Source organism: Caballeronia sp. INML1 (assembly GCF_023631085.1).
In the GTDB taxonomy this organism is placed as follows: domain Bacteria; phylum Pseudomonadota; class Gammaproteobacteria; order Burkholderiales; family Burkholderiaceae; genus Caballeronia; species Caballeronia turbans.
Genome location: NZ_JALQDT010000051.1, coordinates 241,522 through 255,635 on the forward strand (window position 1 = coordinate 241,522; position 14,114 = coordinate 255,635).

13 protein-coding genes and 1 tRNA gene are annotated in these 14,114 nt (G+C 63.7%); 8 read left to right on the plus strand and 6 right to left on the minus strand.

Annotated features, from left to right (window positions below; translation table 11 throughout):
* Positions 1-5: 5 nt before the first annotated feature.
* Positions 6-416 (minus strand): HPF/RaiA family ribosome-associated protein, encoded by a 411-nt coding sequence (locus tag NCR38_RS17240; RefSeq protein WP_250477420.1) that lies wholly within the window; start codon positions 414-416, stop codon positions 6-8.
* A 94-nt stretch (positions 417-510) separates the two neighbouring features.
* Complete coding sequence (locus tag NCR38_RS17245) at positions 511-1,392, minus strand: LysR family transcriptional regulator (protein WP_061116086.1); 882 nt, start codon at positions 1,390-1,392, stop codon at positions 511-513.
* Positions 1,393-1,534: 142 nt separating this feature from the next.
* On the opposite strand from NCR38_RS17245, the gene NCR38_RS17250 reads away from it, so the two are divergent.
* Together NCR38_RS17250 and NCR38_RS17255 are read left to right on the plus strand one after the other, a co-directional pair.
* The gene (locus NCR38_RS17250; protein ID WP_061116085.1) at positions 1,535-2,323 is read left to right on the plus strand and encodes a TerC family protein; all 789 of its coding nucleotides are present in this window, start codon (positions 1,535-1,537) and stop codon (positions 2,321-2,323) included.
* Between the two features lie 399 nt (positions 2,324-2,722).
* Positions 2,723-4,246: a hypothetical protein gene (locus NCR38_RS17255; RefSeq protein WP_250477421.1), complete on the plus strand. Its 1,524-nt coding sequence runs from the start codon at positions 2,723-2,725 to the stop codon at positions 4,244-4,246.
* A gap of 5 nt (positions 4,247-4,251) precedes the next feature.
* Here NCR38_RS17255 and NCR38_RS17260 read toward each other — a convergent pair whose 3' ends face one another.
* A complete protein-coding gene (locus NCR38_RS17260) occupies positions 4,252-5,862 on the minus strand; it encodes a Na+/H+ antiporter (RefSeq protein ID WP_061115816.1) in 1,611 nt (536 codons plus the stop codon).
* 137 nt (positions 5,863-5,999) lie between these two features.
* Between NCR38_RS17260 and NCR38_RS17265 the strand changes: the two genes are divergently transcribed.
* The 5 genes from NCR38_RS17265 to NCR38_RS17285 all read left to right on the plus strand — a co-directional run bounded on the left by NCR38_RS17265 (position 6,000) and on the right by NCR38_RS17285 (position 10,269).
* Positions 6,000-6,224, plus strand: a complete 225-nt coding sequence (locus tag NCR38_RS17265) for a hypothetical protein (RefSeq protein WP_061115815.1) — start codon at positions 6,000-6,002, stop codon at positions 6,222-6,224.
* 109 nt (positions 6,225-6,333) lie between these two features.
* Positions 6,334-8,175: a glycoside hydrolase family 15 protein gene (locus tag NCR38_RS17270; RefSeq protein WP_061115814.1), complete on the plus strand. Its 1,842-nt coding sequence runs from the start codon at positions 6,334-6,336 to the stop codon at positions 8,173-8,175.
* 69 nt (positions 8,176-8,244) lie between these two features.
* Positions 8,245-8,874 (plus strand): dihydroxyacetone kinase subunit DhaL, encoded by a 630-nt coding sequence (dhaL, locus tag NCR38_RS17275; RefSeq protein ID WP_061115813.1) that lies wholly within the window; start codon positions 8,245-8,247, stop codon positions 8,872-8,874.
* Between the two features lie 22 nt (positions 8,875-8,896).
* Entirely contained in the window at positions 8,897-9,886 is a 990-nt protein-coding gene (dhaK, locus tag NCR38_RS17280) for a dihydroxyacetone kinase subunit DhaK (RefSeq protein ID WP_061116084.1), read from the plus strand.
* 306 nt (positions 9,887-10,192) lie between these two features.
* Positions 10,193-10,269: transfer RNA gene (locus tag NCR38_RS17285), tRNA-Val, on the plus strand.
* A 103-nt stretch (positions 10,270-10,372) separates the two neighbouring features.
* On the opposite strand, the gene NCR38_RS17290 is transcribed toward NCR38_RS17285, so the two are convergent.
* Entirely contained in the window at positions 10,373-10,591 is a 219-nt protein-coding gene (locus tag NCR38_RS17290; RefSeq protein ID WP_061115812.1) for a hypothetical protein, read from the minus strand.
* Positions 10,592-10,762: 171 nt separating this feature from the next.
* On the opposite strand from NCR38_RS17290, the gene NCR38_RS17295 reads away from it, so the two are divergent.
* Complete coding sequence (locus tag NCR38_RS17295) at positions 10,763-11,254, plus strand: nucleoside deaminase (protein ID WP_061116083.1); 492 nt, start codon at positions 10,763-10,765, stop codon at positions 11,252-11,254.
* A gap of 125 nt (positions 11,255-11,379) precedes the next feature.
* Here the strand turns inward: NCR38_RS17295 and NCR38_RS17300 are convergent, their stop codons facing one another.
* The gene (locus NCR38_RS17300) at positions 11,380-12,594 is read right to left on the minus strand and encodes a porin (protein ID WP_086960626.1); all 1,215 of its coding nucleotides are present in this window, start codon (positions 12,592-12,594) and stop codon (positions 11,380-11,382) included.
* A 10-nt stretch (positions 12,595-12,604) separates the two neighbouring features.
* Positions 12,605-14,110: an aldehyde dehydrogenase family protein gene (locus tag NCR38_RS17305; protein ID WP_061115811.1), complete on the minus strand. Its 1,506-nt coding sequence runs from the start codon at positions 14,108-14,110 to the stop codon at positions 12,605-12,607.
* Positions 14,111-14,114: the final 4 nt, after the last annotated feature.

Below are 14,114 nucleotides of genomic sequence, written 5' to 3' on the forward strand. Positions count from 1 at the left end.
GAGGCTTATGCGCCGGCCATTTTCCTCAGGAGACGCTCGCGCGGATCGACCGCCTCCTGTAGCACAGGCTCCTGCGCGAGATTCCACGCGAAGCCGCGCGCGGGGACCCGGCGCGTCGGCTTGATGTTCTCACGCCTGCGCACCAGCGTGCGCACGGCGCGAGCGAGTGCGAGATCGATCGCTCCGCGCCAGTCGCGCGCGATCGAGGTCGCCACGACCTTGTTTTCCCGATTCAGTTGCACTTCCACCTGACAGCGCTTGTCGACGCCGCCGCGCGGCCCGTTGATGTCGGACAAGCTGACGGTCGCCTTTGAAATCAGCCACGCGAGGCGCCGAAAGACGAATTCGCTGCGGGCCTTCGCGAGCGCGTGCATCGCAATGGCTTCGGGATCGCGGGACTTGAACAGGACTTTCATTGACGCCTCCTTGTTGAACGTGAGATCAGCGTAAGGCGTCGCCGTGTCACGAAAAAGCAGAACCAACGGGACGCAAGCTTCGAAAAAACCGAAGTCACGCCCCGGCGTGTGAAAGAACCTGCTGCGTCAACGGATGATGCCGCCCGCGCCGCGATACGATCGCATGCACTTCCTCTTTCACGTCCGGCGAGCGGCCGAGCCAGCGCAGGCCGCGCAGCAGCGGCGCATCGCCCGCGCCGAATTCCGCGAGTGGAAACACGCCCAGACCGCGTGCGCCGAACACGGCCATCAGCGCGCTATCCTCGAATTCGCCGACGATACGCGGCACGATGCCTTGCGTCTCCAGCCAGCGATCGAGCCGCGCGCGCAGCGACGAATGCCCGGTCGGCAGAAGAATGGGCAGCGAGGCGAGGCTCTCCGGGAAGTGATCGATCGCGCTCTTGCGCACGATGGAAGCCGGCCCGTACCAATCTACAGGCGAAGCGATGAGCCGCTCGCTCGTGAGGCGCAAATTGTGATTGTGCGGCGCCGGATGGCTCGCGAGCACCAGATCGAGCCGATGCAGCGCGAGTTCGGCGAGCAGTTCGTCCGTTTCGCCTTCGTGACAGAGCAGGCGCAGCGCGGGATTGTCGAGTACCGGCGCAAGCAGCGCATGTGCGGCGAGCTTCGAAATGCCGTCCGACAGCCCGACGGCAAGACGTGCGAGCGTGCCGCTCGCCGCCTCCCGCACTTCGTCCTGGATCGACTGGCCGAGTTGGAAGATCTCCTCGGCGCGTGCGAACGCAACCTGTCCCGCCTCGGTCATGGTGACGCCGCGTCCGGCCGGTTTGAGCAATTGATGCCCGAGCGATTTTTCCAGTTCGCGCACCTGAGCGCTGATGGTCTGAACCGCCATATCGAGCCGCTCCGCCGCGCGCGCAAACCCGCCTTCCTTCACGACGACCCAGAAGTAATGCAAATGTCGATAGTTGAGCATGAGTCGCGCGTCCTCGCCGTTTCGGTTGATATTCGACACTTCGAAAAAGCCGAAGTATCGATTCGATTATCGCTGATTTTTTCGATCGTGCGATGAGTCGATCATGGGCGCGATACGTCTTCAATCCAACCTGTCCGCACTCATGGAATATCTTCTCTCGCTTGCCGCCGATCCCGCCGTGTGGGCCGCCCTCGTCACGCTGATCGTGATGGAAGTCGTGCTCGGCATCGACAATCTCGTCTTCATTTCCATTCTCAGCAACAAGCTGCCCGTCGCGCAACGAGCGCGCACGCAGCGCATCGGCATCATGCTCGCGCTCGTGATGCGGCTCGCGCTGCTCGGCACGGTCGCGTGGATTGCGCAGCTGACTGCGCCGGTGTTCTCCGTGTTCGAGCATGCGTTTTCGTGGCGTGACCTCATCCTGCTCGCGGGCGGCCTGTTCCTCGTCTGGAAAGCGACCAAGGAGATGCACCATCACGTCAGGAAGGATCACGACGAGACGCCCGGTGTCGCGTCGAGTCTCGGCAGCATGACAGCGTGGTCGGCAATCGGCCAGATCCTGCTGCTCGACCTCGTGTTTTCCGTGGACAGCATCATCACGGCGGTCGGGATGACCGATCACCTGCCGATCATGTTCATCGCCGTCATCTTCGCCGTCGCGACGATGCTCTTCGCCGCGCAACCGCTCTCGCGCTTCATCGAACGCAATCCGACGGTCGTGACGCTCGCGCTCTCGTTCCTGCTCGTGATCGCGATGACGCTGATAGCCGAGGGTTTCGGAACGCACGTGCCGAAGGGCTACATTTACGCGGCGATGGGATTTGCCGGATTCGTCGAAGGGTTGAATCTGTTTGCACGGCGCGTGAAGGGCAAGCGGGAGGCGAATGTGCAGACGGAAAACCGTGCGCATCTGGACGGTGCGTCCGGTTGACCTTCGATCGGCGCGCGCCGCGCTTATCCACAGTTTCCGTGCACAAACCTGTGCACAAACAGGGGAGCGGCGCGCTATCAGCCTGAAGCAACTGAAGAAATTCGCCACGCTTCCCGCTATGAAACGAACCTTCACGCGCCTTCGCCTCACTGTGCGCCGCCCCTCGGTTCGCCTCGTTGCAAGCGGGAATTCGGCTTGCTTCTCGCACGGCAAGTGACTACGTTATGCGATAGCGCACGCCCGATTCCTTTCGGTTCCCGAAATATCCACCGATGAAATCGCGCGTCGCGGACACCGCGATCAATCATCGACAGAAAACATAAGAAGAACCTGCGTGCGATGAATCAGGCCAATACCCGCGGCCTCGCTTCTGCGGAACGCAGGCGACAGGAGGGAAGCATGAGTCCGCATTGGGAGATCGGCACGGTGAGCGAGGGGTTCGAGCCCATCGCGCCGCAGGCGCTCGCATCCGTCGCGCGGATCGATCCATATATCGTGTGGGCTCACGCGACGCACTATCGCGACCTGGGCGGCATGCCGAGCGGCCGTGTGCCGATTGCCATCGAGATGAAGCAGGGCGGCGATACTGCGCAGCAGTTCGCGCAGACCATCGAGCGCAACGGCTGGCAGCACTGGATCTGGATGTCCGCGCTCTATCGCGATCCGCCCGCCACGCTCGAGGCCACGCGCTTCTGCACGGCTCACGTGACGCGCGAGTTCTACGCGCATCTGCACACCGACCTCGCGGGCAAGTTCGAACGCTTCACGGAAGCGCTGGTCATCACGTCGCACGTCGATGCACCGGTGGATCGAGCGCCGGCCGTGCATGCGCCCCTGCGCGAGGGGTTGGGTCACGCGATCGTCGGCGTATGCGATGAAGATATCGCGTTCACGCATGCGCGATTCTCGGAGGATGCAGCCGGCACGCGCACGCGCTTTCGATGTTTCTGGGATCAGAACGATGCGGCCGAACCGGCAGCCGGTCTAGGCTACGGGAGCGAATGGCTCAAACATCAGATGGACGCGATGTTGAACGATGCACGCCTTCATGCCGAAACAGCACAAACGGCGGGCGGCGCACACGTCATGCGTTTCGCGCATGACGGCCCGCCGGTCGCCGAGCGTGCGGGCTGCCATTCTTCGCGCGCCGAGCCTGGCGATGTCCATGTCGATGGCATTCGCGATGCGCCCTTGCCGATGATCGGCGTACAGCTCAAACGACGCTGCCGCACGATGCGCAACGCGTTCGGCCCCTGTCCCGATGCCGAAGTGCTCGACGCCGTCCGCTATGTCGTGCAGCGCGCACAGGACATTGGCGGCGCGAAGTGTCATGCGCTCGTCAGCCTGAACGCCGGCAATGTCGCGTGGCAGCAGGACGGCAGTTCGCTCATCGAAAGCGCGCTCGACGAGTTAATGGATACCGGCGCCTGCTCTGTCGTGCTTCCATCGGGCAATGTCGATCTGTCGCACTGCCGCGGGGCGCTGACGATCGAGGATCGCGCGGAGTCGGCGTTGCGCTGGCCCGTGCGTGCGCATTCCGCAGCGCCGAGCCTCGCCGAGATCTGGTGCTCGAGCGATGCCGGCGCGCCCGCTGTCGACGTGCAGATCGTGCCGCCCGACGGGATCGCGAGCGCCTGGCTCACGCTAGGCGATATCGGCATATACACGCGTGGCGGCGAAGCGATCTGCACCGTCGTGCATCTCGGCCGGGGTGCGCGCGGCGACGGGCACATGATCCTCGTCGCGCTCGCGCCGACCGCCGCGCGCAGCGGCATGCGCCGCGCGGCGGCGGGCGAATGGCTCATTCGCCTGAGGAACAACGCGCGCGCGAAGCTCACCGCTTATGCGTGGATGCAGTGCGACGAATCAGCCGGCGAGACGCCGCTCGTCGCGCCGTCGCATGCGCGCGATAGCGGCAAGTAGCGCGCTCAACCGCGTGAATGGAGCGCGATGATCTCCTGTAGATCGAGGTCGTGCTCCAGCGAATGCAGCAGCTCATCGTGAATCTCCCCGGAACGATGCATGCGCAGCAGCTCCGCGCGCCCGGCCGCGATGGCGGCGAGCACGACGTCGTAATGCGCGTGACGCGCGTCCGTCGGAAATTCCTCCATGTCCCGAAAACGCTGCGTGAGCCCCGCGCGATACGTGTATTGCTCGAGCAGACGCGGATGGATCACATTGCCGTCGGCGTCGTGCACGAGCGGCTGTATCGCGGCGAGTTGCGCCGACTCCATGCGCGCCCATGCCTGCGGTTCGGTGAGATGTCGCGACGAGCGCTCATGGCCGCGCGTCAACGAGAGCAGGGCGATGAGCGGGCCGATCGTCGCGCCTTGCAGAAGCACGGTGACGAGGATCACCGCGAAGCCGGCGAACAGGATGAGATCGCGGCCAGGCATCGTCTCGGGCAAGGAGAGCGCGACGGCGAGCGTCACCACGCCGCGCATGCCGGCCCAACTCACGACGGTAGCGGCGCGCCAGTCGGGAACGGCGACGCCGGCTTCGTCGGCGTCCGCGCGCTTGCGTCCGGTGACGGACCACGCGATCCATTTCACCGCCTCGACGCCGAACACCCATACGAAGCGCGACAGGATCACGACGGCGATCACCGCGGCCGTCGCAGGCCCGAGCAGCGAGAACGCATCGCCGACGCCGCCGAGCCGCACGGCGATGCCGCGCAGCGACAAGCCGATCAACACGAAGACGAGCGCCTCCAGCACGAACACGACGACTTGCCAGAACGCCGTGCCGCGCATGCGCTGCGCCGCCGTGAACACTTCGTGCTGATGCCAGCCGACGACCATGCCGCACGTGACCGTCGCGATGACGCTCGACACGCCGAGCTCTTCGCCCGCGATATAGCTGACCCATGACGTGAGCATCGACGTGGTGATGACGAGATAGTCGTCCTCGAGCGCGCGCATGATCCTGACGGCGATGAAGCCCGCGACGATCCCGACCACGACGCCGCCAACGGCCAGTCCCGCGAAGCTCGCGGCGGCGCGCGGCGCGCTGAACACGCCGCTCATCGCGGCGACGAGCGCGAAGCGGAACAGCACGAGGCCGGCCGCATCGTTGAGCAGGCTTTCGCCTTCGAGCAGCACCATCAGGCGACGCGGCAACGCGACGCGCTCGAGCACGGCCTTGGCGGCGACCGCATCGGGCGGCGAGACGACTGCGCCGAGCGCGAAGCACGCGGCCCACGGCAGCTCGGGCACGACGAGATGCACCGCGATGCCGACGACGAGCGTCGTGAAGGCCACCGCGCCGATCGCAAGCAGCAGGATCCCGCTCAGATTGCGCTTGAAGTCGTCCCACACGAAAAAGTACGCGCCGTACATGAGGAGCGGCGGCAGGAACACGACGAGGACGAGCTCCGGGTCGAGTTCGATGTGCGGCAAGCCCGGCACGAACGCCATCGCGACGCCGCCGACGAGCAGCGCGGCCGCAGGCGGCAGCCGCAAGCGCTTGGCGAGCACTTCGAGCGCGATGATCGCGATCAGCGAGACGAGCACCAGATTGAATGCCGTGGCGGCGTGCATGAATTTTTTCCTCGGGTTGCGTTGAGTTCTTATGCCGAAATGCGCGGCGCCCCACGCAGGCGCCACGCATGGCGCTGCTACGATCGACGCGGGGCCGGGCGGCGAGCCGCGGTCATCGTATCCGAAAGGGAGTGAAAATGAGACGAAAGTCGTCGGGCGTGGCGGTGGCGGCGGTGCTGGTAGGCGTTGCCGTGGCGGCCGTGCTGTATATCGCGAGCTTCGGCAGATCGCGTCATGCGGATGCGCCCGTGCCGACGCCCTCCGCGCTCGCCGCGCAAGACGGCGGGGCGAGCGCGGCGAACTTCGGGAATGCGCCGAAACCGCCCGAATCGACGCAGGGCGATCGAACCGCCGCGCGCTGACACGCGGCGTCCATTCTTTGTCACAGGCACCGAACCTGTCGCGCACGACAGGAATATGACTTGCTCGCCGCCTGACGATGCCAACAAAGCTCGTCGGGAGCACATCGCGATGGGACACCATCCCCAGAAGGTTCCACACGCCGCCGCGTTGCTCGTCGATGGGCGCGGCATGATCGGCAACATGAAGACGGCCGCGCTCGTGTCGCTGTGCGGCGCGATCGACTTCATGTGCTTTCCCCGCATCGACTCGCCCACGCTCTTCGCCGCGCTGCTCGATGAGGAGCGTGGCGGCGTTTTCTCGATCACGCCGCGCGCGCCGCATGCCAATGTCAAGCAGATGTATCTGCCCGAAACGAATGTGCTGCTCACGCGTTTCATGACCGACGAGGGCGTGTGCGAGCTGCTCGATCTGATGCCGGTCGCATCGAATGCCGCCCGCGCCGATGAGGTGCCGAACTGCGTGCTGCGCATCGTGCGGCTCGTGTTCGGGCGCATGACGCTCGACGTGCGCTGCGACCCGCGCTTCGACTACGCGCGCGCGAAGCACACGGCGCATGCCGTGGAGAAGGGCATCGAATTCATCTGCGCCGACGGCTCGCCGCCCTTGCGCCTCATCGCGAACGTGCCGCTCGCCGTCGAAGAGCAGGGCGCACGCGCCACGCTGGAATTCGAGGCGGGCGATTGCGCATGCTTCGCGCTCGGCGGGGCGGACGGGCTCGCCGACATCGAGGCGAACCACGATGCGATCCTCTCCGACACCATCGATTACTGGAAAGCATGGTCGTCGCGCTCGACGTATCGCGGGCGCTATCGCGAAGTCGTGCTGCGCTCGGCGCTGACCTTGAAGCTCTTGAGCTCGGAGGAATTCGGCGCGATCGTCGCCGCGCCGACCTTCGGCCTGCCCGAGGCGCAGGACGGCTCGCGCCGCTGGGATTACCGCTTCACCTGGATACGTGACGCCGCGTTCTCCGTGTATGCGCTCTTGCGCCTCGGCTATACCGGCGAGGCCGAGCGCTTCATGAAATGGATCGCCGAGCGCAGCCGCGATTGCAGCGCGCACGGCAAGTTGCGCGTGATGTACTCGGTCGACGGCAACGACGCGCTCGCGGAAAGCGCCTTGACGAGCCTCGTGGGCGAAGTGCCGGGAAAGATGGTCGTCGGCAACGAGGCGCGCGATCAGATCCAGCTCGATGTCTACGGCGCGCTGCTCGATTCGGTCTACCTCTACAACAAGTACGGCGCGGCCATTTCGTACGAGGGCTGGCGGCATGTGACGCGCACGGTCGATTACGTCGTCGAACATTGGCGCGAGGCGGATAACGGCATCTGGGAATTCCGCAACGGCACGCGCGCGCTCCTGCATTCGCGCCTGATGTGCTGGGTGACGCTGGATCGCGCACTGCGGCTCGCCGAGAAGCGCTCGCTGCCCGCGCCGCTCGCGATCTGGTTCCGCACGCGCGACGAGATTCATCGGGACATCCACGAACAGTTCTGGAACGAGGACATCGGGAGCTTCGTGCAGACGCCGGGCTCCGCCACGCTCGACGCCTCTGCGCTGATGATGCCGCTCGTGCGCTTCATCGGCCCGAAGGATCCGCGCTGGATCGGCACGCTCGATGCAATCGGTCGCGAGTTGCGCGTCGATCCGCTGATCTTCCGCTACACGCGCGGTTCGACACTCGACGGCTTGCCCGGCACGGAAGGCGGCTTCTCCGCGTGCTCGTTCTGGTATGCGGAGGCGCTCGCGCGCGCGGGACGCGTGGACGAAGGGCGGCTCGTCTTCGAGAAGATGCTGGCGTACGCGAACCATGTCGGGCTTTTCTCTGAGGAAGTGGCGACGAGCGGCGAGGCGCTCGGTAATTTCCCGCAGGCGTTGACGCATCTCGCGCTCATCAGCGCGGCATACCAGCTCGACAGGAATCTCGATCGGGTGCATGTGCCCTGGACCTGATCGGTCTGCGCGAGCCGTCGCGACGCTGTATCCTTTCAGCTCACTCTGAGCATGAACGGAGGGCAGGGGATGAACGGCAAGACGGTCATGACGTGCATCGACGCGGCGCATGCGTCGCTCAAGGAACACGCCGATGAAATCGCCTCGCTCGATCAGGCGATCGGCGACGGCGATCACATCATCAACCTGCTGCGCGGCATGGGGGCGCTCGCCGGCATGCGCGAGCAAATCGAAGGCGAGTCCTTCGCGCCCGCGCTCAAGCTTGCAGCGACGAAAGTGCTGTCGACCGTCGGCGGCTCGTCCGGGCCGCTCTTCTTTTCGATGCTGACAGGCATGGCGAAGACACCGACCGACGATGCCGGCGTCGCCGCTGTCGCGCGCGCGTTCGCGGCGGGCGTCGATGCCGTGGGCCAGCGCGGCAAGACGGGCATCGGCAGCAAGACGATGATGGACGTGCTCATTCCTGTCGCCGAACGCTTCACCGCGATGGCCGATGCGCTCGCTTCGAAGAAGGAGATCCTCGAAGCGCTGCCGCGCATTGCGGAAGAAAGCATGCTCGCGACGCGCGACATGCTCGCCACGAAGGGGCGCGCGTCGTTCCTCGGCGAGCGCTCGCGCGGCCATGTCGATCCGGGCGCGCGATCGAGCCAGCTCATGATCGAAGCGGTCTGCGCGCGGCTCGCGCAAGGCGATGCCTGACCACAAAAATGGAGCAGCGGACATGAAGAAGTTCGTCAATCGCGTCGATGATTACCTGACTGAAAGCCTCGCGGGCTTCGCTGCGGCGCATGCGGATCTCGTGACGGTCAACTTCGATCCGCTCTACATCGTGCGCCGAGTGCTGAAGCCGGGCAAGGTCGCGATCATCTCGGGCGGCGGATCAGGGCATGAGCCGTTGCATGGCGGCTTCGTCGGACACGGCATGCTCGATGCCGCATGCCCCGGGCAGGTCTTCACATCGCCGACGCCCGATCAGATGATGGCGGCGGCGCAGGCGGCGGATACGGGCGCGGGCGTGCTGTTCATCGTGAAGAATTATTCAGGGGACCTGATGAACTTCGAGATGGCGTCCGAGCTGTGCGAGATGCCGAATGCGTCGGTGCTCGTCAACGATGATGTCGCCGTCGAGAACTCCAGCTTCACGACCGGACGGCGCGGTGTGGCGGGCACGGTGATCGTCGAGAAACTCGTGGGCAGCTTCGCGCAAACCGGTGCCGATCTGCAAGCGTGCCGGGCGTTCGGCGAGCGCGTGACGGCGCGGATTGCATCGATGGGCGTGGCGTTTTCGAGCTGCACGGTGCCTGCTGCGGGCAAGCCGACCTTCACGCTCGGCGACGATGAGATCGAGATCGGAGTGGGCATTCACGGTGAGCCGGGACGCAGACGGGCGAAGTTCGAAACCGCCAACGCGATTGCGGATGAATTGCTTACGGCGATCGTCGACGATCTGAAGCCAGCGGCGGATGCGTCGTTGCTTCTGCTCGTCAATGGGCTCGGCGGCACGCCGTTGTCGGAGCTTTATCTGCTCTATCACGCGGCGCGGACGTGGCTCGCTTGGCGCGGGTTGAGCGTGGCGCGCTCTCAGGTGGGCGCGCTGACGACGTCGCTGGAAATGGCGGGAGCGTCGATCACGCTTTGCACGCTCGATGACGAGATGGCGAGGCATTGGGATAGTCCGGTGCACACGGCGGCGTTGCGCTGGGGGATGTGAGGAAGCGTTGAACGGGCTGCGGATGGGCGATTGCGTGGTGAATTGGCGGGCTCCCGCTGGGCGAACAGTCGCGAGCTTGCCACCGGTAAACAACCCGAATCTGTAAATAGCCAGAACACGACATTAGGATAAAGCCGCAACACCAGAAAAATACGATAATTTGTGTTATGTAAAATAAATTTAACGTTCGGGATGACGGTCGGCTACCGGTTCCAGGTCGAACAACGCCTCCCAAAACCGGATCAAAAAATTTCACCCAAGAACTCCCACAACGCGAAAGTTTCCCCTATAATTCGCGGCTTCCGTAGGCTCGTAGCTCAGCTGGTTAGAGCACCACCTTGACATGGTGGGGGTCGTTGGTTCGAGTCCAATCGAGCCTACCAACGACATTCAGACGCACCGCGGCGATCTATATCGCCGCGGTGCGTTTTCATTTCCGCGCAACCTTTTCTGGCAGCCGCGTGGCAACGGCGATTCGGCCGCGCGTCAGTCCCAGCAATTTCGGAACGCCACCGCGACGATCACCGGCACCGTGAGCACGAGTGGAATGGCGAAATACGGGATTTCCAGATGGACGATCCACGTATAGATCAGCCACGCCACGCCCAACGCCAGCGTAGCGATGCCGATGAGTGCCGTCAGTACATTGAGCATGCGGGGCGACATCCGCTTGCGGGAGGCTTCTTTGCCCGAAGGAGTTTCCATGGCGGCGTGCGCATCGGAGCGCGAGAGTAGTACATCCCGATTTTATACCGCCCTGCCCGCCATAGTCGTTCGTTCGAGGCTTTCGAACCGCACCAGATGTGAAAGGAAATGCGCCGCTGGCGCAGCGCAGAAGCATCCGTGTATCGTTCAGTCAACCAGGGAGGACACACCATGATCGACGATACCGACAAGAAGCACCTGATCCGCTGCATCGAACTGGCGCAGGAAGCGCTCGATAACGGCGACGAGCCCTTCGGCTCGATGCTCGTCGCAAAGGACGGGCGCGTGCTTTTCGAAGACCGCAATCGCGTGAGCAACGGCGATCAAACGCGGCACCCGGAATTCGCGATTGCGAAATGGGCGGCGCAGAACGTGCCGGAAGCGGAGCGCAAGGACGCGGTCGTGTACACCTCCGGCGAGCATTGCCCCATGTGCGCGGCGGCGCACGCGTGGGTCGGGCTGGGGCGCATCGTCTATGCGGCGTCAACCGCGCAATTCACGAGCTGGCGTGCGGAACTCGGCGCACAACCCGGGCGTGTGCGTCCGCTGACGATACAGGAAGTTATCGAAAATACAGTCGTCGATGGTCCCGTCGAGGAGTTCGCCGAACGCATCAAGGCGCTTCACGTGGCGCGCTATCGAATGGCCAACGTTCAGCAGTAGATCTTCATCGGAATGCCCGCAGCCGATGCGCATCCATAAGATTGAACGATCCACGCGAAGACACAAGCAAAAAAGCCCGGCGCGGAATCATCCCGGCCGGGGTCGACGCACGCCCTCGGAAATACTCAAAAGTTATGCCGTATGCCGAGCGTCACAGACAGTTGTCGATCGCTGTTCGAGTTAGCCAGATTGGGAATCTGCGCGTAATTCGCAGGCCCGCCCGTTGCCGGATCGATACCGAGTCCCGCCCCCACCGACTTCTGCATGATGGCGACACCATACAACGCGGTGCGCTTCGAAAGTGCGTAATTCGCGCCGAGGTTCACTTGATGAAAACGCGTCGATGAACCGCCGTCGGGTTTCGCATTGTTATAGATATAGGCGAGCCCCAGTTGCAAAAACGGCGTAGCCGCGTAAGTCAGGTTCACTTCGCCGATATCGAACGCAATATTGCGGCCCTGCGGATTGGCGCTATCGGCAAAGTACTGGCTATGCTCGAGGCGGCTATGCGTATAGGTCAGCGCGATGGTCGCCGGCCCGATCGCATACGATGCGCCCGCGCCATAAGCCTTCAGCGCTTCCGCATTCTGTAGTTGACAATAGAGCGCTGACGGATTGGAGCAGGCAAAATCGCCGATATAGCCGTTTGCGCCACCCAAAGCCGCATCGAGCGGATTGTGCAGATTCAGATAGCCCGCACTGATCGAGACCGGCAGACGCGTATAAGCTGCTGCGAACGAATAGCCGCGCCGTTGCCCGAAGTCACCCGCGACACCACCGAGGCTATACGTGCCGCCCACAGAAAAGCCATTCCAGTCGGGGCTCGTGTACTTGATTGCGTTGTTGAAGTTGAATGCTTCGTTCAGGTTGTCGACGTCGCCGATGTGCGAGCCGTAAAGCGTCGCCCATGAATTGCTCGACACATAAGGCCCGAGGAAATCCGAATACGAATCGTATTGACGCCCGAGCGACAACGTGCCGAATTGCTCGTGCGCCAGACCCACCCAGGCCTGACGATTGAACAACGCCCCACCCTGAACCAGGCCTCCTGTTCCGGTATAAAAGCTGTTCTCAAGGTTGAACTTCGCTTGCAAGCCGCTGCCCAGATCTTCCACGCCGAGAAATCCAAAACGCGAAGGCACGAGATTGCCGCCAGAAAATGCGAAGTTATGCCCAGAACCGACGCTGCCGTCGGCGCTGGTGATCTGCTGATTGGTCGTGTAGGTCAGCCCGGCATCGACGGTTCCGTAAAGCGTCACCGTGCTTTGCGCCGATGCGCTCGCGCATACGGCGAGCGCCGCCGTCGAAACGAGTTGCCGCGCGATCGTGCGAGTTGTCATGCGAGCGTCCTCACGCGTAATTGATCAGCACCGACTTGGTTTCGGTGTACATGTCGATCACCGCGCGTCCGAGCTCCCGTCCGAAGCCCGATTGCTTGAAACCGCCGAACGGCATCGCGTTATCGAGGAGCGAATGGCAATTGACCCATACGGTGCCCGCCTTGATGCGCGGCACGAGCTTGTGAATCGCCGAGAGGTTGTTCGACCAGATGCTCGCGCCGAGTCCATACGGCGTGTCGTTCGCTTTCGCGACCACGCTGTCGATATCGTCGTACGGCATCGCGACGAGCACCGGCCCGAAGATTTCCTCGCGCACCACCTTCATCGAATGATCCGTATCGACGAGCACGGTCGGCTTCACGAAGAAACCCGCGCCCCCCTTGCGCGCACCGCCCGCGATCGCACGCGCGCCTTCATCGCGTCCCGCTTCGATATAGCCGAGCACGCGATCCATCTGCCGCGCCGACACGAGCGGACCGATCTGCGTCGATGCATCGAGGCCCGGCCCCATCGGCAAGGATTGAGCGATGGCCGCGACGCGCTCCATCACACGATCGAATACTTTCTCGTGCACGTAGACGCGCGAACCGGCGGTGCACACTTGTCCCGAATTGAAAAAGATCGCATTGGCGACGCCTTCCGCCGCCTTGTCGATATCGACATCGGGCAGCACGATCACCGGCGACTTGCCGCCGAGTTCGAGCGACATGCGCGTCATGTTGTCGAGCGCCGCGTGACCGATTGCCTTGCCGGTCGGCGTCGAACCCGTGAACGCAATCTTGTCGATGCCGGGATGACGCGCGAGCGCCGCGCCTGCCGTGCGGCCGAGTCCCGTAACGACATTCACGACACCCTTCTCGATGCCCGCTTCCTGGATCAGCATCGCGAGGCGCAATGCGGACAGCGGCGTGTCTTCCGCCGGTTTCAGCACGACGGTGCAGCCTGTCGCAAGCGCAGGCGCAAGTTTCCACGAGGCCATCAACAACGGGAAATTCCACGGAATGATCGCGCCGACGACACCCACCGGCTCCTTGCGCGTATAACCGAAGAAATCATTCGACGGGCTATACGGGATCGATGCTTCGAGCGTGCTGCCCTCGATCTTCGTCGCCCAGCCGGCCATATAACGGAAGCATTGCGCGGCCATCGATACATCGAGCCCTTGCGCGACCGTTACCGGCTTGCCGTTATCGAGTGACTCGATCTCCGCGAGCTCGCGCGCATTCGCTTCGATCAGATCGGCGACCCGCAGCAACAGGCGTTCGCGATCAGTCGGCTTCATGCGCGACCATGCGGAGTCGTCGAATGCGCGACGTGCGGCAAGCACCGCGCGATCCACATCGGCCTCATCGGCACTGGGGACGCGGGCGAGCAGTTCGCCATCGGCGGGATTGATCACATCGAGCGTGGCGCCGCTTGCGCTGTTCACCCATGCGCCGTCGATCAACATTTGCTGCGCCGACGCGATGAACGTGCGCGTCGAATCGAGCATCGCGAGATGCTGGCTGTTATTCATCACA